19 protein-coding genes, 1 tRNA gene and 1 pseudogene are annotated in these 18,094 nt (G+C 43.7%); 9 read left to right on the top strand and 12 right to left on the bottom strand.

Going from position 1 to position 18,094, the window contains the following annotated elements; all coding sequences use genetic code 11:
* The first annotated feature begins 22 nt into the window (after nucleotides 1-22).
* Nucleotides 23-361, top strand: coding sequence for a hypothetical protein (locus IQ270_RS11435; protein WP_193973339.1), 339 nt, complete (start codon nucleotides 23-25; stop codon nucleotides 359-361).
* A complete protein-coding gene (locus IQ270_RS11430; RefSeq protein ID WP_193973338.1) occupies nucleotides 346-837 on the top strand; it encodes a DUF2188 domain-containing protein in 492 nt (163 codons plus the stop codon). Before IQ270_RS11435 ends, IQ270_RS11430 begins: the two co-directional genes overlap by 16 nt.
* Nucleotides 838-931: 94 nt before the next feature.
* On the opposite strand, the gene IQ270_RS11425 is transcribed toward IQ270_RS11430, so the two are convergent.
* Entirely contained in the window at nucleotides 932-1,405 is a 474-nt protein-coding gene (locus IQ270_RS11425) for a hypothetical protein (protein WP_193973337.1), read from the bottom strand.
* A gap of 379 nt (nucleotides 1,406-1,784) precedes the next feature.
* On the opposite strand from IQ270_RS11425, the gene IQ270_RS30950 reads away from it, so the two are divergent.
* Both IQ270_RS30950 and IQ270_RS30945 read left to right on the top strand, forming a co-directional pair.
* Nucleotides 1,785-2,120 carry a hypothetical protein gene (locus tag IQ270_RS30950; RefSeq protein ID WP_228056268.1) on the top strand — a complete coding sequence of 112 codons (336 nt, stop codon included), beginning with the start codon at nucleotides 1,785-1,787 and terminating at the stop codon, nucleotides 2,118-2,120.
* Nucleotides 2,092-2,337, top strand: coding sequence for a hypothetical protein (locus tag IQ270_RS30945; RefSeq protein ID WP_228056267.1), 246 nt, complete (start codon nucleotides 2,092-2,094; stop codon nucleotides 2,335-2,337). Before IQ270_RS30950 ends, IQ270_RS30945 begins: the two co-directional genes overlap by 29 nt.
* 141 nt (nucleotides 2,338-2,478) lie before the next feature.
* On the opposite strand, the gene IQ270_RS11415 is transcribed toward IQ270_RS30945, so the two are convergent.
* From IQ270_RS11415 to IQ270_RS11395, 5 genes are all read right to left on the bottom strand, one after another.
* Nucleotides 2,479-2,772: a hypothetical protein gene (locus tag IQ270_RS11415; protein ID WP_193973353.1), complete on the bottom strand. Its 294-nt coding sequence runs from the start codon at nucleotides 2,770-2,772 to the stop codon at nucleotides 2,479-2,481.
* Between the two features lie 132 nt (nucleotides 2,773-2,904).
* Complete coding sequence (locus IQ270_RS11410) at nucleotides 2,905-3,390, bottom strand: hypothetical protein (RefSeq protein ID WP_193973336.1); 486 nt, start codon at nucleotides 3,388-3,390, stop codon at nucleotides 2,905-2,907.
* A gap of 72 nt (nucleotides 3,391-3,462) precedes the next feature.
* A complete protein-coding gene (locus IQ270_RS11405) occupies nucleotides 3,463-4,590 on the bottom strand; it encodes a mechanosensitive ion channel family protein (protein WP_193973335.1) in 1,128 nt (375 codons plus the stop codon).
* A gap of 133 nt (nucleotides 4,591-4,723) precedes the next feature.
* A complete protein-coding gene (locus IQ270_RS11400; RefSeq protein ID WP_193973334.1) occupies nucleotides 4,724-5,863 on the bottom strand; it encodes a mechanosensitive ion channel family protein in 1,140 nt (379 codons plus the stop codon).
* 204 nt (nucleotides 5,864-6,067) lie between these two features.
* Complete coding sequence (locus IQ270_RS11395) at nucleotides 6,068-6,685, bottom strand: Uma2 family endonuclease (protein WP_193973333.1); 618 nt, start codon at nucleotides 6,683-6,685, stop codon at nucleotides 6,068-6,070.
* Nucleotides 6,686-7,301: 616 nt separating this feature from the next.
* On the opposite strand from IQ270_RS11395, the gene IQ270_RS11390 reads away from it, so the two are divergent.
* Entirely contained in the window at nucleotides 7,302-8,216 is a 915-nt protein-coding gene (locus IQ270_RS11390; RefSeq protein WP_193973332.1) for a polyphosphate kinase 2 family protein, read from the top strand.
* Nucleotides 8,217-8,285: 69 nt separating this feature from the next.
* Here IQ270_RS11390 and IQ270_RS11385 read toward each other — a convergent pair whose 3' ends face one another.
* From IQ270_RS11385 to IQ270_RS11375, 3 genes are all read right to left on the bottom strand, one after another.
* Nucleotides 8,286-8,663 (bottom strand): clan AA aspartic protease, encoded by a 378-nt coding sequence (locus tag IQ270_RS11385; protein ID WP_193973331.1) that lies wholly within the window; start codon nucleotides 8,661-8,663, stop codon nucleotides 8,286-8,288.
* Complete coding sequence (locus tag IQ270_RS11380) at nucleotides 8,660-8,932, bottom strand: hypothetical protein (protein WP_193973330.1); 273 nt, start codon at nucleotides 8,930-8,932, stop codon at nucleotides 8,660-8,662. Before IQ270_RS11380 ends, IQ270_RS11385 begins: the two co-directional genes overlap by 4 nt.
* 243 nt (nucleotides 8,933-9,175) lie before the next feature.
* Nucleotides 9,176-10,312 (bottom strand): actin, cytoplasmic 2, encoded by a 1,137-nt coding sequence (locus IQ270_RS11375; protein WP_193973329.1) that lies wholly within the window; start codon nucleotides 10,310-10,312, stop codon nucleotides 9,176-9,178.
* Nucleotides 10,313-10,431: 119 nt separating this feature from the next.
* On the opposite strand from IQ270_RS11375, the pseudogene IQ270_RS11370 reads away from it, so the two are divergent.
* A pseudogene (locus tag IQ270_RS11370) lies at nucleotides 10,432-10,854 on the top strand (DUF6544 family protein); the annotation flags it as partial.
* 533 nt (nucleotides 10,855-11,387) lie between these two features.
* Here the strand turns inward: IQ270_RS11370 and IQ270_RS11365 are convergent.
* On the bottom strand, nucleotides 11,388-11,765 hold the full coding sequence (locus IQ270_RS11365; RefSeq protein ID WP_193973328.1) for a Mo-dependent nitrogenase C-terminal domain-containing protein: 378 nt from the start codon (nucleotides 11,763-11,765) through the stop codon (nucleotides 11,388-11,390).
* A 475-nt stretch (nucleotides 11,766-12,240) separates the two neighbouring features.
* Between IQ270_RS11365 and IQ270_RS11360 the strand changes: the two genes are divergently transcribed.
* Nucleotides 12,241-12,834 carry a rhomboid family intramembrane serine protease gene (locus IQ270_RS11360; protein ID WP_193973327.1) on the top strand — a complete coding sequence of 198 codons (594 nt, stop codon included), beginning with the start codon at nucleotides 12,241-12,243 and terminating at the stop codon, nucleotides 12,832-12,834.
* Between the two features lie 560 nt (nucleotides 12,835-13,394).
* Here the strand turns inward: IQ270_RS11360 and IQ270_RS11355 are convergent.
* Nucleotides 13,395-16,304, bottom strand: a complete 2,910-nt coding sequence (locus tag IQ270_RS11355) for a PAS domain S-box protein (RefSeq protein WP_193973326.1) — start codon at nucleotides 16,302-16,304, stop codon at nucleotides 13,395-13,397.
* 408 nt (nucleotides 16,305-16,712) lie between these two features.
* On the opposite strand from IQ270_RS11355, the gene IQ270_RS30940 reads away from it, so the two are divergent.
* Together IQ270_RS30940 and IQ270_RS11345 are read left to right on the top strand one after the other, a co-directional pair.
* Entirely contained in the window at nucleotides 16,713-17,312 is a 600-nt protein-coding gene (locus tag IQ270_RS30940) for a hypothetical protein (RefSeq protein ID WP_228056265.1), read from the top strand.
* A gap of 234 nt (nucleotides 17,313-17,546) precedes the next feature.
* A complete protein-coding gene (locus IQ270_RS11345) occupies nucleotides 17,547-17,735 on the top strand; it encodes a DUF2949 domain-containing protein (protein ID WP_193973325.1) in 189 nt (62 codons plus the stop codon).
* A 254-nt stretch (nucleotides 17,736-17,989) separates the two neighbouring features.
* On the opposite strand, the gene IQ270_RS11340 is transcribed toward IQ270_RS11345, so the two are convergent.
* Nucleotides 17,990-18,066: transfer RNA gene (locus IQ270_RS11340), tRNA-Met, on the bottom strand.
* Between the last annotated feature and the right edge of the window lie 28 nt (nucleotides 18,067-18,094).

Here is an 18,094-nt window from a genome sequence, read left to right as displayed (position 1 = left end):
TATCTATAAAATCTAAGATAAAATGACACAGAATAGTAATCTACTTTGGAGTGGCTATTCATTCAATAATGTTCCTATCCGCCTCACGAAAGAAAGGTGGGAGCATATATTGAAAGAACACCCAGAAATGAAAGATCAATACGAGCGGGTTTTAGAAACTTTAGATAGCCCGGATCTAATTCAAATTGATGACGTTACAGGTGGGTTGCTAGCTCTGCGATTTTATTCCCTAATTCCTGATAGTAGGAAGTTTGTAGTTGTAGTGTATCTGGAAGTAAGTAACTCTGATGGATTTATTACAACAGCTTACCTTAGAAAACAGCCATCATCAAATAAGCGAATAATATGGACACAAAAGTAAAAATTCTGGAAGATTCCACAAATATTACAGGTTTCTACGATCGGGAAGCTGATGTTCTATATCTTTCATTAGGAGAACCACGAGATGCTGTAGCTTTAGATATTAGTGATAGCGTAATTGCCCGTTACAATGAGGATAGTGAAACGATTGTCGGCATTACTATAATGGGTTTGCGACAACGGGTTGAGAAGGAATTAAATCATAAGTTCCACGTTTCACCTCATCAAGATGGTTGGGTTGTAACTGAGGGAGGTGTTGAGTCAGTTGAGAGAGTATTTCCCAGTCAGGAAGCTGCGCTTAAATATGCAGTAGGAATAGCGAAAGCGCAATGGCTTGAGGTAGTAATTTATGGTGATAATGGAGAGGTTGAGGAAGTGATTAATCCTGGTATAGATGCACTTTTGGAGCGTCGAGGTCAGCGGCGCAATTCAGTTGGCGATAAAGTTGAAGGTTTAAAGACTGTTGAGGTTTCCTGAAAGAAATGCGCGATCGCTATTCTAGTGGTAGCTAAAAGGTTCAGCGAAGAATGACAGTTATGAAATCTGCAACCTTTGCTTCTTTTTGACTACTCTACCGGATAGGATCTCCGTCTTTTATCGTAGCTAGAACCGGACAATCAATAGTATTAACCCCTTTCCAGTTAAAGTTATTCTTATCCATAACAGTTGAAGAGGTGACGTACCTTTTTGTACCCTGGTCTAAAAGGTATATACGGTTTTTCAAAAGATGTCCGTTTTCTCCACAACGAACAAGTCTGTTATCATTTGTTATAGATGGTCTGGGTTCAACGGCATCGGTGTCTAAATAATCTCGCTGGTTGGGTACAAACAATCTTCCATATACACTGGGATCTGCGATCTGGCGGCGCTGACCACGGTCAACCCAGAAAATCATACTATTACCCGGATTTCTAATTAGCAGACCGTTTAAATCTGGGCGATTGCGTTGGAATGACTGAGCGTTAACACTTTTATAAAAAGTGCTTTGAGTTGTAGCAAGGAGGAGAACAGACGAGAGGAAAACGAAGGGAAATAACTTGTTCATATTGACAAAGTGAAGTAATAGCTGTTGGCTATAGCAATCCTAAATGATTATACTCGTTACTCGTTACCAGGAAGAGCCTGGTAACGCAGATAGGCGAGGCTCTGCCTCCATTTTCGCAGGCGAGGCAGAGCCTCGCTGACATCGGTTCCCAGGTAGAGCCTGGGAACCAGTTATTGAAAATCATTTAGGATTGCTATATATCAATTCGGTATTGTGGCTGACGCTCCAAATATACCCATTGATAAATTTGGTAAGTAATTTAAGCAACTTGATACTACTTATAATGTCAACTAATCGCAGCTTTGACAAGTCGGAAAAAAGCGGATAAAGTCGAAAAAAAACGGGTTATACTAAAATAGTGTTGTATTCAGATATATTGATGGATAACCAAGATGTCTTAAACTCTATTGATGAGCTAGTGTTTGCCAAGATTGGCAAACACCTCGACACCCTGCAAGTAGCAATCCTCAAGGGAGTCTTTAATAATCGTAAATACGCGCAATTTGCGGAAGAATATCACTGTAGTCAGGGTCATGTAAGGGATGCTAGCTATGAGCTATGGCAGTTACTCTCAAGTGTACTGGGCGCAGACATTAACAAATCAAACTTTCGCGCTACGGTAGAAAGATGGGGAGTAGCAAACTTCTCAAGTATGGGAAGTCCTGTACAAATTGGGCATATTAATTTTGTACAAAAATCCCGCACAAGAATCTGAATCACTTTCGTCAGAACGATCGGAATCAGACAATAAAAGTGATAATGATGTCAAAAAACATCCAAATTATCAAAAACTTTTAGAAGAAGCCGAACGCAAAGCTAAGTTAGAAGCAGTTCCGAAATTGGCAAAACTGGGTTTGAGTGTCGAACAAATTGCAGAATCTTTAGAACTGCCGTTAGCAGAGGTGCATCGGGTAATTCAGAATGGAAAATAGCCATCGAAAAACTGCCCTCCGAGCCTTTAAACTAATTGAGGCGATCGAACTCGCTCCAATCAAGATAAGCTTTGAGAGTGACTGGGACGATCTTCTATCAACGCTGCTATCAGAACGGATGTATCAAATAAAACGTTCATTTTAGATAAACTTCCCGATTCTTTCTTCGCGCATCTCGTAAATAATTGTATCCCAATTAATTACTTCTTCAGTTTTTACTGCTGATGCTTTGACTACTAAGACTCCACCAACATAATGAACCTCACACTCTTCATCCATATTTGCTGGTTGGCTGTTGCCAGTTTCATCGGATGGCGAAGCTACTTCTTGGTTTCTCCGCTGCCATAACAGGAAATCCGCAAACTTGAGGATTTCTTGCAGTTCGATTTCAGAGAAGTTTTTCAGTTTGTCAACAATTTGTTCTTGGATACGCATCACGGCTATTTTTTCCTTGCTTAACACGACCGCTAGATTCAGTTTAACACTCTTGTGGGAGCGATCGCCTTTCTCAAACAGAGAATTAATTGCCAATTTTTTGCAGAGTTGAAGCAAACATAATAATTGGATTTATTGGGTGCGATTAGATGGCGATAGTTTCGGTTCGATTTGCTTGATGCGATCGCGTAAAATCTGCAACTGTCGCTGATTAGCTTGGACTGTATCTGTCAGAGTCTTGAATTCGTCTGGCACTTCTTCTCGGAAGGTTTGTATTTGGTCTTTCTGGCGCTGCAACTGAGTTTCCACCTGTTCGAGTTGTTCGAGTATTTTGGCATTGGTTGCCGCTGCTTGTTCCGTGTCGCGCCGCATAATTTGTTCTTGTACCAGCAGGCGGTAGGCAAACCAGCCAGAAATCCCAATTGCCAGTAAAATGGCGATCGCCAGACCCATGACAAGGGTTTGAAGTAACCCGCGGATTTGATTGACCCGCGCGTAGAGTTCTTCAACGCTAACCTTGAGGTTGAGGTGTTGCTCCTGAAGCATTTCTAGAGAAAGTTCCCGATCCGTGCTGGTTTGAGCGGGGGGGTTAGATTCAGAGGGGGATGGAGTATTCATTTGATCTGCGGGGAAGTAAAGGCTTCAAACTAAATCTAGACTTAGATTCTGAAAATCAATACAGTATGGTTGCTAGAGAGACATCGGTGAATCAATATAAATCGTGGGTTCTGGAACAATGAATCTAAGATTTTGGACAGCTAGTTTTTTGGCAATCGCCTGATTGGCTAACTCCAGAAGTCGCTTGCGTAGTTCTAGCGAGTTTTCACTCGGACTGGTAATGAAAAAGAACACTCGGGCGCGGGTTGCTGAGGCATTCTCGACTTCTTCATACTGTACTCGCGTACTGGCTTTATCAAAACCCCAAAAAAATCGACTTTCCGCCTCGATTGTTTGAGTGACGAGGGCTTGTTCGTCCTTTTTCAGGCATTTGGCAAAGTCCAAACACAGCATCGCCATAATCTTTTTACCCCGGCTCACGTTTTCAATATTTTTGCTAGCCATCGTCGAATTCGGCACGATCATCATTGTATTTTGAGCAACAATCCGAATTTTAGTTGAACGTAAGCCAATGGCTTCTACCCTACCGTAGACATCTTCACCGTAGGGATTAAAGTTAACTCGGATGTATTCTCCACAAATATAAGGGCGATCGAGATATAATTCTAGAGTGCCGAAAAGCCGTCCGAGGGCTTGCTGGGCTGCAAAGGCGATCGCCACACCGCCAATCCCCAAGCTGGCTCCGAGAGTCACCAAATTAATCCGCAGTCCGATGGCAAAAACCACCACAGCCATGAGAACGATCAGAACATAGATCAGAGTCTCAAAAATGAGTACAACTTCATTAACTTTTCCAAACCATCGATGCACTAAACCGATCACCGATCGATGGATGACTTGGTGAGCAATTTTAGATGCAAACCAGCCAATCCCAACCGACAATACTGAATAGACAAAAATACTAATAAAGTTATAAAGATCCTCGTACTTGATGAGTAAAGTCAATCCAATTGCGATCGCCAGAAACGTCCCGGTTAATGAGAGTGATGTCTGAAACGACTCTAGCGCTCGATGGTAAGCAGTCTGACCGTTGATTATGCCGCATGACTCAAGTAGCTGGAGTCCCTGACGAATGAGCTTAAGCAAAAAGCGCCCAGCAAACGGCGAGACAATGACTATCAGGCAAAACAGCCCTAACCTCGCCATCAGTTCCAAGACATATTGAAGTATTTCTGATTCGATTGGTATCACTTCCAACATTGGCTTTCGTAACGCTAACTATAGCAATCCTAGCATCATTTGTGAAATTTATCTCTTACCCCCTCCCGGAGAGTTCGGGGAGGATTGGGGTGGGGTAAAAATTTACAAATCCTGCAAGTATTGCTATATAGTATTAAATATTCATGGGCTGACTGACATCAACAATACTCTCTTTAATGTCAAAATTAATTCCATATTCTTCCAGTCGTTTGATGATATTTTCACGAGCCATCCCCAGCAGACCTTTGCGTAATTCCATAGATGTCTCCGTTGCCCCTAAAATAAAGAAAATGACCTGTGCCTGCGGGTAATATTGACCTGATTCATCGGCGATATCCTGAAATTTAACCTGGGTTAGTTGACGATCTATTCCCAGAATATCACGAGTGCTGTCCAACAAAAGCTGTTGGAGCAGTGCTTTTTCCTCTTCAGATATCGCTCTAAAAAAGGTAAGCGTAACCATCGAAATCAGACGCCGCGCATTGCTCAGATTTTCAATACTAATCTGTGCTAAGTTACTGTTGGGAACCACCATCAAAGTATTTTTCCCAGACAGGCGAATTTTGGTAGAACGCCACCCGATCGACTCAACCCGACCGAGAGTTCGATCGGGCAAATGGATATAATCCCCAACGGTAAAAGGACGATCGATGTAGAGAACAACACTCCAGAGAATTTGCTCGACCACTTTTTGGGAGGCAAAAGCGATCGCAAATCCTCCCACTCCCAAACTGGCGACTAGACCAATCACATTAAATTGATGAGCTTGGGCAAAGCAAAAGACAATAATCAGAACGATGAAAACCTTGGTCAAAAACTTGCCAAGTGTGATCAGTTCAGTATTAATTTTGCTATCATCTTCTAATGCAGTTCCCAGCAAATACCGATCGAAGAGTTCTTCAAAGAGCCTGAATCCTAGCCCGGTGGTACTAAGCGCTAACAGGAAGCTCAAGGGAAATTCCAAGAATACTAGCCAGGATGGTGTGGGAATAGCCAAAACTATCAGATCGATAACCGTGGCAACTACAACCCAAATTAACCAACCCTGAAATGGCTTAATCAGCGTTTGAAAAATATCTTTAGACTCCACCGAATCAAACTGACGAGCAAGCGAATCCAGGATTTTTGGAAGCTTCACATAGGAAATCCCCTTAATCAGGACGATGGTTAACAGAGAAATGATACTCAGCAGCACCATCACAATTGCAGTGCTGGTGGCGGTATCCGGTAACTCGACATTCAAGCCTAACACTGCCAGTGCGCGATCGAACATAGGCTACCTCTAAAACCCAATCAGTTGAGAGCGATTACAGGACAGTCAATCCGCTTACTGCGGGCGAATGCTATTCACTCCTACCAGAATTTGTCCTAACTTCTGTGCGCGCAAGCTATATCTTACATTCCAGAGCAAAGTTTGCATAAGAATTAGGAGGAGCGAGGGCGAGCTCCCTTTTCAAACAAAGTGCGATCATCGCCCTCACTCCTCATTTTGACTATCTTCTTGCTCAACTTGCTCAAAATTCACTTTCTTATAAACATCAGATAGAGGAACTTCTACCTCAAAGAAATTAAACACTAAAGCCGTATCTTCCTCGTCATACTCGCTATACAACCATCTTTTATTCTCAGTTTTAGAATACTGCTCGACCTTAATTTTTGTTTGGTCAATCAGAATGTATTCTCGAAAACTAGGAAGAGTTTTGTAAAAGCTAAACTTGTCACTTCGATCGTAATTCTTAGTAGACTTTGATAAAACTTCCACAATCGCTTGAGGGTTGGTAATCCTGTCTGTGCGATTGTTGCGGTACTCAGGTTCTCCAAAAAATACCATTACGTCGGGATAAGTGTAGAGTCGCACTTTTTGTATCCACGGACGCACATCACCGATGAAGACATCATACTCTTGTTCTGGAAGAGCCAACTTTAAAGCAATGTAAACATTTCCTGTAATTCGATTGTGATTGGTAGATCCGCCTGTCATAGGAATAATTTCTCCGTCGAGATATTCACTTTTGTACTCTGCTGTTTCTTCCATTGCTAAATATTGCTCCTCTGTGAAGAAACGTGGCTCGGTTGTTTGCAAGGTGGTTGTCATTAAAATATTCTCCCAGTAGGATGTTGAACAAATACTTTTTTGAATGCGATCGCTCACTTAAATGATAACGCAGATTCCCAATAAAGCGATCGCCCTTATTCCTCTTTGTTCTCTCCACTCTCATTTTTACGCTCATTCCCCGCATCAAAATCTAATTTTTAATAGACATCTGGCAGCGGCACTTCTACTTGAAATAAATTAAAAACTAGCGCCGCATCCTCCTGATCGTAGTGACGATACGACCACCGCTTGTTTGCCAATCTACAATAAGCTGTTCTGCATTTAAACTGCACAGTCAAAACTTGATAAAGTTCTTGTGGGGTGTCCCGCCCGCACAAAAAATGAAATTTAGATGTCGAACAGCTTACTGTTCTACATAAACCTGAGATTGGTAAATCAGAATATACTCTTGCAATGTTGGAATTGTTTGATAAAATTTAAATTTATCCCTGCGAGCGCAAGTTTTTGTAGAGTTCGATCAAACTTCAATAATCACTTGCGAATTCATCTTACCTCAATATCTAAGATTCCAAATGGGTTCTATACAAAACATTCATGACAAGCTGACGCGCTCGCTTATGTCAAGACATTACCTGAATAGGGTAGAATTAAAAGTATGACACATTCATCCTTAAACCCATTTCCCATCGAAAACCTTGACGATTTGATTCGTCCTTTTATTGTGCCACCAGAACGAAAAATTTCTCTTGCCAAAGACTATGACCCAGCCTACAAAGCCGATCGCCTCAAAAAGTCGAAAGCTAAAGGTCAATTAAAGGAAGGTATTGAGGCATTAGCTAAATATCAGGATGTTCTCTATGCCCAAAACACCCATGCTGTGCTAATCATCTTTCAGGCGATGGATGCGGCTGGTAAAGACAGTACCATCAAGCACGTTATGTCTGGGATTAATCCTCAAGGATGTCAGGTGCACAGCTTTAAAGCTCCATCTGCGGAAGAGTTAAATCATGACTATTTGTGGCGATGTTCTAAGCGTTTACCCGAAAGAGGAAAAATTGGAATTTTTAATCGCTCTTATTACGAAGAAGTTTTAGTAACAAGAGTGCATCCAGAAATCCTAGAGCAGCGACCGCTCCCTGTTAGTATAATTGATAATGATATTTGGAAGCGCCGCTTTGAAGAAATCAACAACTTTGAGAAGCATCTGGTCAATAATGGAACGATCATTCTCAAGTTTTTCCTCAATGTATCTCAAGAGGAGCAGAAAGAACGTTTTCTAGAAAGGATTAATCGCCCTGAAAAGAATTGGAAATTTTCTGTGAATGATGCGAAAGAGCGTGCCTTTTGGGATGACTATATGGCCGTCTATGAGGATATGTTTAATCACACCAGTACAGAATATGCTCCTTGGTATATTATCCCCGCCGATCGCAAATGGTTTACTCGTCTGGTTGTGGCGGGTATCATTTACACGCAGTTAAAGGAACTGAATCTAAAATATCCCGAGGTTAGCAAAGAGCAACATCAGGAACTTTTAAAGGCGAAGGAAATTCTCGATAGCCAGAAATAAGGATGAGAATTGGTTGAGATTAGCCTCAAGATTCACAGTTCTGAGATTTCACAGTCTAACGGTGCGAAGTTAGACTGATTTTACTTTGCTGATTTCTACGCTGCCGTCCTCAAAGACTTGAACCATGAGTTGATAGCCTTCCATTAGTGACATTCCAACTAGAGGTTCTGAATCCGCTTCATCAATTGGAATTGTTAGATACTGTCCATCCCAAAATACAACTGCTTCGTAAATATTAAAAACGCATTCACTACCATTGCCAAGAATAGCACGTCCTCTTCTTTTCCATTTCAGATTTAGCCGCTCTATCAGGTCTGGCGGCAATGAAAGCCAACCGTTAAAGCCTGTATCTACGATCGCATCTTGTGTGTAAATTTTTCCATCAGAGCCACATATCGAAAGCGAGATAATCGCCTCAAAATCTGCGTTAACACTTCCTGAGATCATACAGTTCTCTTTGTTCGTCCACCAAATCGTCGAACGTGGCGAGAACCAACTCGAACAATCCAGATTTGAGCATCTGGATGACGGGTTTCTAGCCTAGTGCAAGCAGCTATTTCACGCGCATCAATTTCAAAGTCTCCAGTTTCAAGGTCGATCGCCACAATCTTCCCGTGATTACCTGCTTCGACTTTTGGGCGTATTTGCGTTTGATAAATTAGATCGCCACGTTGGGCAAATTCTTCTTTGCTATAGCGGGGTTGACGAACTACCATGATTGTGAATTTCCTCGATCCTTATCTCACATTATAACTGACCAGAAACTGCTCCGAACAGAATGCTTTCATTCAAACAAAAATAAGGAGCGTTACATTTCATTAACTCACCCTAAAGCGATCGCTATTCCTGTGATTCGTGATTATTAGGCGATCGCTGACTCCAAGATATTTATGAGCAGAGTGCGTTGCCAACAATTTATCGGCTGAAGGGAACGCACGCTATAGCAAGTTTATTTGTCTTTAGGAACACTTCCGATGAACAACGGAGGGGCCACTTTCATCATATTCCTGCTTAGTAATCCACATTTGTTCAAAAGTCGATAAAGAAGCAAGTATTGAACCACCAATCCAAGTGGAGTATTTTCGATCTGGAGGAGCAATAATTTTGATTTTTATGTTGGGAGGAGCAAGAGCCGATACTTCTTTTTGCATCCGATCAGCTATACCAGGGAACATGGTAGTGCCACCACTCAGGACTATGTTCGCATAGATATCCTTACGAATATCCACATCACATTTCATAATAGATTTATACAGTGTTTCATGAATTCCCGCCGACTCCATACCAATGAATTCTGGCTGGAACAAGGTTTCAGGGCAACGGAAACGTTCATTGCCGATGGTAATCACTTGACCGTCAGGTAATTCGTATGACATTTCACGGGAACTACCCTGTTCTGCTGTTTGCATTTCCTGCTCAAAATCAAGAGCGACATAACATAATTTCTCTTTGATATCTCGCACGATTTCTCGTTCCGCTGTAGTAGTAAAGCTATACCCCTTTTCGGTCATAATTTTCATCAGATAATCCGTCAGATCGCGTCCTGCCAAATCTAGACGGATAGTGGCATAGGGCAACGCGTACCCTTCATAAATGGGAGTTGTGTGGCTAACACCATCGCCACAATCAAGAACGATTCCGGTAGTACGACCACTGGCATAGAGTGATAATACAGGGGCGATCGCAATATATAGAGCCGGGACACGAAACGTCTCGAACATGATCTGAACCATTTTCTCCCGATTGGCTTTCGGGTTTAGAGGTGACTCAGTCAGCAGAACGCGATGTTCCTCTGGAGCAACTCTGAGTTCTTTGTAGAAGGTATGATGCCATATCTTCTCCATATCATCCCAGTTGGTCACAATGCCATGTTCATTGGGATTTTTGAGAGTGAGGATACCTCGCTTGCTTTGGGCTTCCTCCCCAACATAAGAATCTTTTTGCCCCATGCCAACCATCACGCCTTGATGACGTGGCCTGCCGACTATACAGGGAAAAACAGCCCTGGGTGCATCATCCCCAGCAAAACCAGCTTTTATCGTGCCTGAGCCATTGTCAATGACTAGTGCCACTGTATCTTCGTCACCATCTGACATGATTATATTCTGCAAAAACGAGGTTAAATTCAATAACAGACTACAGCCTAGTACATTTTAAAAAAGTAACTATTTTAACGAAAATTCACTGACCTCACCTCAAGTGAAAGCTTTTAGGATTATTTCCTGTAATGACAGAGAGTGGTTTGGATATTACGCGGTCGGCTATTGGTCGCCTCCAATCAGAGTCAGTCTGCTTACCGTCTGTATTCTGCGTCGATAACGTTTCCTGGACAAGCCCAGATTCATCGCATCTAGACTCTTTGCATTTCAGTTTTGTCGTACAAGATGAGAGAGCCGAACTAGATTTTACCATTGATCAAACGGGTCGTCTTAAAACCTGCAAGCTACCACGCTGGGGCAATCCAGAAGGTGCTGAGTTCCATTATGTGGACTTCGGTGGAATTTTAGAAGAAGAGAGCACATTCAGCGGCTACACCATTCCAACTCGTTTATGGGTTGGATGGTACTTTGGCTCTGATCGGTTTGAGTCGGAGGGCGAGTTTTTCGGCGCCACGATTGATGATGCAATTTATCGGTGAAGCTTAACTCATGCATCACTAGCTACATTTTGTATCGTATTCAATCAATTCAATCAGAAAATGAAGCGATCGATCGCCTGTTCACAGTCATAACAGTTGACAAAATAAACGTTCAGAGATTGGGCAAAAAAAGCAAAACAGCGATCGCCCTCAAAGACGAATCAACCATGAAACTGAAGAGGGGACGGGTTACGTTGCCAAAAATGGCGCCTAGGATTACATTGTTACAGGAGCTAGCCTCAGTATTTATAAAAACGGCAAACGCATTCTCGAACAACGAGTAATTCGCTCTCTCTAGTCTTTAAATGCGATCGCGCTATCTTAGTCTGCGAAGGCAGACTTTGTTTTTGTAGTTTGACCTCGAATTCGTATGACGGGCGCTTCGCCACATACGAATTTGAGGTCAACAGGTTTCAACCGCCGAACTTGTGCACTAGCGGTTTGAACCACCGAACGATCTGAAAATAAGAAACCCTCCCCAATAAGGAAAAGGGAAGGTAAAAATAGAGTTAGAAATTTAGGTTTTTGGAAAATTAACAATAGGGAGTTACATCCACGCCACACTCGTCAGCCAAATAACACAGAGCACGAAAGCGAATCCCAACCACTTGCTCGTAAAGCGGATTTAACTTGCAAAGCGGCGGAATGGAAAATAAAGTGCGATCGCCAACTTTGACTTCCCGCTCAAACGGACACTGGCTGGGAATAAACTTGCAGAGAAACCGAGCTAACTTTTGACTTTTAATTGCAGTATTGTCAAGCCACTGTTTCAGCGGATGCAACAAGTCAAAGCGCGGCTTATTGCCGTAAGGTTGAGGATTTGTAGCGACACTAACAGGAGTTTCTTCTTTGCCATGCCATACCCAAATTGGCAGAATTCGATGGGACTGTGTATTCTCAAATACGTTCATATTTCTCTGTTCCTCTTTTACAACGAGGTGCCAAGAACTCTTTGTAGAGCTTATAGGAGATTTTGTCTACAATAAGTACCTACAGCAGCTCGTTTTGCTTTACCGGATGAAACTTCTTGAATTAATGACTCGATCCGAAAAAAGTAGTTCCTGAGTTTTTTTGAAAGACGGTGTGCGATCGCAAAAGTGTCCTCATTGCCAGCCCGAGTATGGATCTAGACGGTAGAAACTCTAGACTTTAGGTTCTAGGTTCAACCTTTCGTTGACTCTCCTCGTGCAGTTCATTTATCATTCTGACTCATTGAGGCGAATTATTCCATACGTGAAAATGCGGAATTTTAAATGAAGGTTATAATTGTTTTAAATAATCACGGCGCTGCAAAAAGCCCTGAAACCCAGCGCCAAGTGTAGATTCGTGCGATCGGGCAGAAACTCCTACAATTAGAAATAACCGAGATCACCGCCCTCACAACCCATGAGCAACCCAGAAACCAAAGCTATCACCCGCGAATTGCAAAGCCACGCCGCCATTCTCGGCGGCTTCGTCTCCCTCCTTTGGATGATCGAGATTGTCGATGTATTTTTGTTCCGAGGAGCGCTGAATTCCTACGGAGTCCGCCCCCGCAGCATCGAAGGGCTTGAAGGCATCATATTCATGCCGTTTCTGCACGGCAGTTTTGCTCACTTAGCAGCCAATACCCTCCCGTTTGTGACATTTGGTTGGTTGATAATGCTGCGAGAAATCAGCGACTTTTTTATCGTGAGTGCCGTCACTGTGCTCGTCAGCGGATTGGGAGTTTGGCTGACAGGCGCGCCCAATTCCGTTCACATTGGTGCCAGCGGATTAATCTTTGGTTACTTCGGCTTTTTGCTGCTGCGAGGCTATTTTGAACGCAGCTTTACCTCTATTTTGGTATCTTTAATTGTCGGTTTCTTCTACGGTGGTTTAATTTGGGGAGTTTTGCCGCAGCAGCCGGGAATTTCCTGGCAAGGGCATTTCTTTGGCTTTGTCGGCGGGGTATTAGCAGCTCAACTTTTGGGGCGGCAGAAACGGGAAATAAAAAACTAAAATAATAAGAATTATATCAAATCCGGTAGCATCGGAATGATTAAACCGCGAAGGAAGGACGTACATCTTCTTCTTTCTTTCCTACCCTACCCTTCACCGAACCCCTGCGGGGAATGGGAACGGCTTGGCCGAAAGCGGTTCATTCGAGCTTAGGATCACTAATTAAATAATTTACACATAATTGTGGGATGGGCGGGAGAGCCCGTCCTGGGCGGGACGCCCATCCCACAAGAACAATAAAAATGGTAAGTTATTTAATTCTGATTCCTTACCACCTATTAGTTATACCAACCGCCACAATGCGACCGGGCATTTTCGAGTACCCAAATCATTGCTATTATTACCTCTTCCTGCTGCCTCCTGCCTCCTGCTATGTCATTGTGATACAACCTGATTTGGTATGAATTGTAGCCTGCAACCTAAGCACTTACCGGGGACGACAAAAACGGGAAATTAAAAATTTAAATAAGTTTGTAGTGAGGACTTTAGTCCTCTCTATGTCTTACCGGGGACGACAAAAACGAGAAATTAAAAATTTAAATAAGTTTGTAGTGAGGACTTTAGTCCTCTCTATGTAATTCAACGCGAGCCGGCAAGCACACAGTAAAAATGGAACCGCAACCTAACTGGCTTTGAACTTGCATATCGCCGCCCATCATCAAGCAAAAATGACGGCTAATAGTCAATCCCAAACCCGTGCCGCCGTACTTGCGGGTAGTTGAGGAGTCGCCCTGCATAAAAGCTTGAAATAAATGCTGCATTTTTTCCGCCGGAATCCCAATGCCAGTATCAGCTACGCGGAAAATTATTAAGTCGGAATATTCAGTTATTTCTTGAGTTTTTAAGCTGTGCTGTTTAACTCTTTCAACGGACAGCTTAATCGTGCCGCCTTCCGTAAATTTGCCTGCATTGCTCAGCAGGTTGAGCAATATTTGACGAGTTTTGGTAATGTCAGCATACATCACTCCCAACTCGCTAGCACAATTAACCTCAAACTTATTATAATTTTTATCTACCAATGGTTTGACAGTAGAAACTACCTCGTCAATTAAATTAACCGCGTTGAAAGTTTCTAAGTAAAGTTCCATCCGCCCAGCTTCAATTTTAGAAATATCTAGAATGTCGCTAATTAAAGACAGCAAGTGTTTGCCCGCAGTTTGAATTTTGTGCAAGTCGGGGATAAAATCTTCGTAGCCTAAATCCTGTGCGTCTTCTTCGAGCATATCGCTGTAACCGATGATGGCGTTGAGGGGAGTACGCAATTCGTGGCTCATATTGGCTAAAAAAGCGCTTTTGGCTTGGCTTGCAGCTTGAGCGGTTTGAGCAACTTTTTGGAATTCTTCTGCTAATTTGCGCTGGGTAATGTCTTCAGCAATGCCGACGATGCGGTAAATTTCTCCGGTTTCGTTGCGGACTGGAAAAGCCCGATCGCGCACCCAGCAAACTGAACGTTCCGTTGGCGTAGCCCCCGTGGGGGATCGCACTACCCGATACTCCAGATCGTAATCACCCCGCACTTGTTTGTCAAAAGCAGCCTTGACGCGATCGAGATCCTCCGGGTGAATAGCATTCCAAAAAGCCTCCGGTTCTGACAGCAAACTCTGATAGCTCAAATTCCATATTTTCTCGCAAGCAGGGCTGACATAAACGAGCTGCTTTTGATGGGGTTCTCTAATCCAAAATACCTCATGAATATTTTCAGCCAACTGGCGAAACCGCTGCTCGCTAGCCCGCAACTGCTCCACAGCAGTGTGAAACTCGGTCACGTCTTGAATCAGCGATGCCACACCAATGATGCTGCCATCAGCATCAACCAAAGTAGTATTGTACCACTCGCAAATAATAATTTTCCCGTCCTTTCTAAGATTGTTGTTAATGCTGGTAACTCCTCCTTGATTGGCGAGCAAAGTAATAGATAGTTGCCTGACATACTCCCGATCGCTTTCAGGAACTATTAGATCGACTCCGTGCCGTCCCATTGCTTCCAAGCGATTGTATCCAAAAATTCTTTCGGCTGACAAATTCCAGTCTGCTACTTCAAAGTTTAGATTCCATTCGATCGCCCCCAAAGGAGTTTGGTGAAGATGGAGAGCCAGTTTTTGCTGCGATTGTTTCAGGGAAATAATTAATTGATTTTTGTCGGCGAGCGCAGTTTCCACCCGTTTTTCGAGAGTAGTAAACGAATCTTCCAATTGAGCGGCCATTGTATTAAAAGAGCGAGCCAGAACACCCACCTCATCCTCCCGCTCTACAGAAGCCATCAAGCGGGGATCGATCGCCATCGAGTCCCATTCTCCCCGCGACAAAGCCTCCGCAGCCTTGCTCAGTCGTCGAATCGGCATCGCAATCCACCTCGAAGTCAGACACCCTATAGCCGTCGCCACCACCAAAGCACCGAAACACAGCAACACTGTATGGCGAGTGTTGGCGTTAATCCTTTCCATAAAATCGGCTTCGGGAACCGCCACCACAATCAACCAGTCGAGGCCCCTGCTGTCTGAGAAGGGTGTCACCTGTAGAAATTGCCGTTGTCCGCCGAGAGCAAAATCTAGCTGGTAAGTGCTGTCAATCTTGCTCAAATCGCCAAAGCGCTGTATCAAATAGCGGGCTGTCGATCGAATTAGAACATTTTGGCTGCTGACTGCGGCAATCCGTTTGGGAACGCCGTTGCTGACAATAAATGACGGTTCCGAAGTAGAATTTGCCACCAATTGCCCCGATCTTTCTATAATAAAAGTTTTGCCAGACTTACCAATTTTTAGACTTCCCAAAAATTGATTGATTTGGGAAAGTAGCAAATCTGTACCCACAACTCCAATCAGTTCTCCTCGGTTGCCGTAAACTGGTTGTGCAGCCGTAATCGCCAGTTTGGGAGTGTCAAAATAAGTATAAATTTTACTCCAGGTAGGTTTACGGGCCCGCACCGGAGCTGTGTACCAAGGTCGCAGGCGGGGGTCGTAGTTAGGAGTAGTTTTTAAGAGCTTGGTTGCTTCCCCGAACTCAGAGGGCGCGTAGCTGTAAAAGTTATAGCCAGTAGATTGATTAGAAATCCGAACTTGCAACTTGCCGTTGTCGAGGCGTTCAACTCCCATAAAACTTTTTTGTTCGGAGCCGAATTGAATGTAGCTAATTTTATCAAAGATTTTGATTTGCTTGGAGAAGTAGTTCCGCAAACTAGCGGAATCCTGCACGTTCAAAATGCCGAGACGGATGGCATTGAGATTGAGTTGATTGATTTGGTGTGGCGTTTCGATATAACTGTGAATGTGTTGCTTGATGCGCGATGTCACTTCCGCCCGCAGTTGGGTGGCAACGTCGTTGACGGCTATGCGCCCGTTCCGCAGCGACAGCCACCCCGTCAGCCCTACCGCAGCGAAAGTCTGGAGGGCAAAAGGTACCACAAGGACGATGCGAAGTGGCACTTTGCCCGACATTCTTAAAATCGGATCTGTCAGATATTTAATTGGCATGATCGAGCAGAAATATTACGACTTCACAAAATTTAAGTAAAGTACAACCTGATGAGCGCAGATTTTGAAAGTTGAGATTGTTTGAGTAGGCAAACTGCTGTTAAGAACTCGGAATCTGCTGGTAATTGATTTTTTAACGGCTGCCACTGCCATCTTAGCGCGATTTGGAACTTTGGGAGGGCGATCGAGATGACTCTTCGAGGTGCTCTGGGACGATCGTACTATTTTCCCATTGAAGATTTGAGTTCGGGACAGACTTTTTTCAACCTGGTATGAGAAACCGAGTTTTTTTAGGGTTTGGGCCGGCTACAACGCGTATTTTTGCGAACCCGCTTTCTGGCCTGGTTTCTATCTATTTGTTGATTTCTATTCCTCAAACAGTCCAATTCTCCCGGAACATCTCCGGCTTTGCAAAAAGCATTTTTTTTACAGCGCCTACTACAAATGCGATCGCCCTCGTTCTTGCCAATTCTCTGCCCCTCTCTGCTTCTCTCGCTCTCCCATCAAAAATCACAGACAATACCTGATGGCGGTAGCTTCCACAACCAGCTACTTTTGATAGAGCGCAACTTAATTCCGGCTGGATACAATCAGCATAGTAGGATGCAGCTAGCGGAGGCACGGATGATGAATGCAGTTATGGCTAATCTTGGTACTGTTGTGGGACTGAGTTCAATTTTTATCGGTTTCACCCCGGCGGTTCTCGCCCAACAAAGACTCCAACCAGCGCCCCAAAATTCGGAAACGACTTTATCTGGGGATTCCCTCAGAAGTGTGGAGGACAGAACCGTAGACTCGGACTACCAAAACTTGATTGGCGAATCAGAAACGGGGGCTAATTCTGCTAGAAGGGAACGCAGTTTGGGAGATACATTTCGCCTCAAAATTGGCCCGGAATTGGAATTTATCACTACTCCTTCCGATGCCGGGAGGCAAGGAAATCCTTTGCCGATCAAACCCAGCGACAGCGGCACAGAAGCGGGAGTTCAGCTTCAGCTAGGACTTTAGCCATTTTAAATAAATTGATTGATGTCGATCGAGCGATCGCCGAACTCTATTTTTGGGGCTGGGATATCTTGTGACTGCGATCGCCTTTTTTTCTGAGTTTGATCACAAGTTTCTTGCGCTTTCCATCACACCGCATCCCCGATTCTCAACAGATAATTGGGACTATTAAACTTCTGATTCAGTCCGATCGGCTACATATCTTTACAATAGCGCGCGAAACTGGCGGTGAAGGTGATGGGAAAGGCTCAATTGATCGATTATTTGCGGGGGGAGTTGGCGATCTCGAATTGTGCGATCGCCGTTGCTCTCAGACACGGGGAACAAGATGCCAGCCAACTGCCGATGGTTCTGTGGCAGTACGGGTTAATTTCGCTGGAACAGTTAAACACGATTTTTGACTGGCTGCAAGCTCAATCGGCTTAGCAAGTTAAAATTGAGAGTTGAAAAGATTGATATCAGATTGCCGATTGCAGATTTTTGATACATAAAGCTTGCACAAACGGGCGTTGAAAAAAAGTATGGGGTTGAGTGTTCAGGTTGAGGGTCTGTTTGATTTTTTCCTTTGGGAAAAACACAAGTATGCGGTAGGGACACAGTGATGTGTCCCTATTTTCTGAATTTTCCGATCAAATAAGCCCCAGTAACTTTTTGGTTGCTGGGGCTTATTTGATTAAATTTGGTGGCGGGAAGTGGATTTGAACCACTGACCTTCGGGTTATGAGCCCGACGAGCTACCAGGCTGCTCTATCCCGCGTCGCTTTGTCTCTCTTTCTAATATAAAC

Origin of the sequence: Microcoleus sp. LEGE 07076 (assembly GCF_015207455.1) — a bacterium.
In the GTDB taxonomy this organism is placed as follows: domain Bacteria; phylum Cyanobacteriota; class Cyanobacteriia; order Cyanobacteriales; family Microcoleaceae; genus Microcoleus.
The sequence above is the reverse complement of the archived record's forward strand: the minus strand, read 5'-3'. Positions and strand labels throughout refer to the sequence as shown.

Coding starts and splice junctions, on each gene's coding strand:
- IQ270_RS11435 (WP_193973339.1), top strand. CDS start 23: ATGACACAGAATAGTAATCTACTTTGGAGTGGCTATTCATTCAATAAT.
- IQ270_RS11430 (WP_193973338.1), top strand. CDS start 346: ATGGACACAAAAGTAAAAATTCTGGAAGATTCCACAAATATTACAGGT.
- IQ270_RS11425 (WP_193973337.1), bottom strand. CDS start 1,405: ATGAACAAGTTATTTCCCTTCGTTTTCCTCTCGTCTGTTCTCCTCCTT.
- IQ270_RS30950 (WP_228056268.1), top strand. CDS start 1,785: ATGGATAACCAAGATGTCTTAAACTCTATTGATGAGCTAGTGTTTGCC.
- IQ270_RS11415 (WP_193973353.1), bottom strand. CDS start 2,772: ATGCGTATCCAAGAACAAATTGTTGACAAACTGAAAAACTTCTCTGAA.
- IQ270_RS11410 (WP_193973336.1), bottom strand. CDS start 3,390: ATGAATACTCCATCCCCCTCTGAATCTAACCCCCCCGCTCAAACCAGC.
- IQ270_RS11405 (WP_193973335.1), bottom strand. CDS start 4,590: ATGTTGGAAGTGATACCAATCGAATCAGAAATACTTCAATATGTCTTG.
- IQ270_RS11400 (WP_193973334.1), bottom strand. CDS start 5,863: ATGTTCGATCGCGCACTGGCAGTGTTAGGCTTGAATGTCGAGTTACCG.
- IQ270_RS11395 (WP_193973333.1), bottom strand. CDS start 6,685: ATGACAACCACCTTGCAAACAACCGAGCCACGTTTCTTCACAGAGGAG.
- IQ270_RS11390 (WP_193973332.1), top strand. CDS start 7,302: ATGACACATTCATCCTTAAACCCATTTCCCATCGAAAACCTTGACGAT.
- IQ270_RS11385 (WP_193973331.1), bottom strand. CDS start 8,663: ATGATCTCAGGAAGTGTTAACGCAGATTTTGAGGCGATTATCTCGCTT.
- IQ270_RS11380 (WP_193973330.1), bottom strand. CDS start 8,932: ATGGTAGTTCGTCAACCCCGCTATAGCAAAGAAGAATTTGCCCAACGT.
- IQ270_RS11375 (WP_193973329.1), bottom strand. CDS start 10,312: ATGTCAGATGGTGACGAAGATACAGTGGCACTAGTCATTGACAATGGC.
- IQ270_RS11365 (WP_193973328.1), bottom strand. CDS start 11,765: ATGAACGTATTTGAGAATACACAGTCCCATCGAATTCTGCCAATTTGG.
- IQ270_RS11360 (WP_193973327.1), top strand. CDS start 12,241: ATGAGCAACCCAGAAACCAAAGCTATCACCCGCGAATTGCAAAGCCAC.
- IQ270_RS11355 (WP_193973326.1), bottom strand. CDS start 16,304: ATGCCAATTAAATATCTGACAGATCCGATTTTAAGAATGTCGGGCAAA.
- IQ270_RS11345 (WP_193973325.1), top strand. CDS start 17,547: ATGGGAAAGGCTCAATTGATCGATTATTTGCGGGGGGAGTTGGCGATC.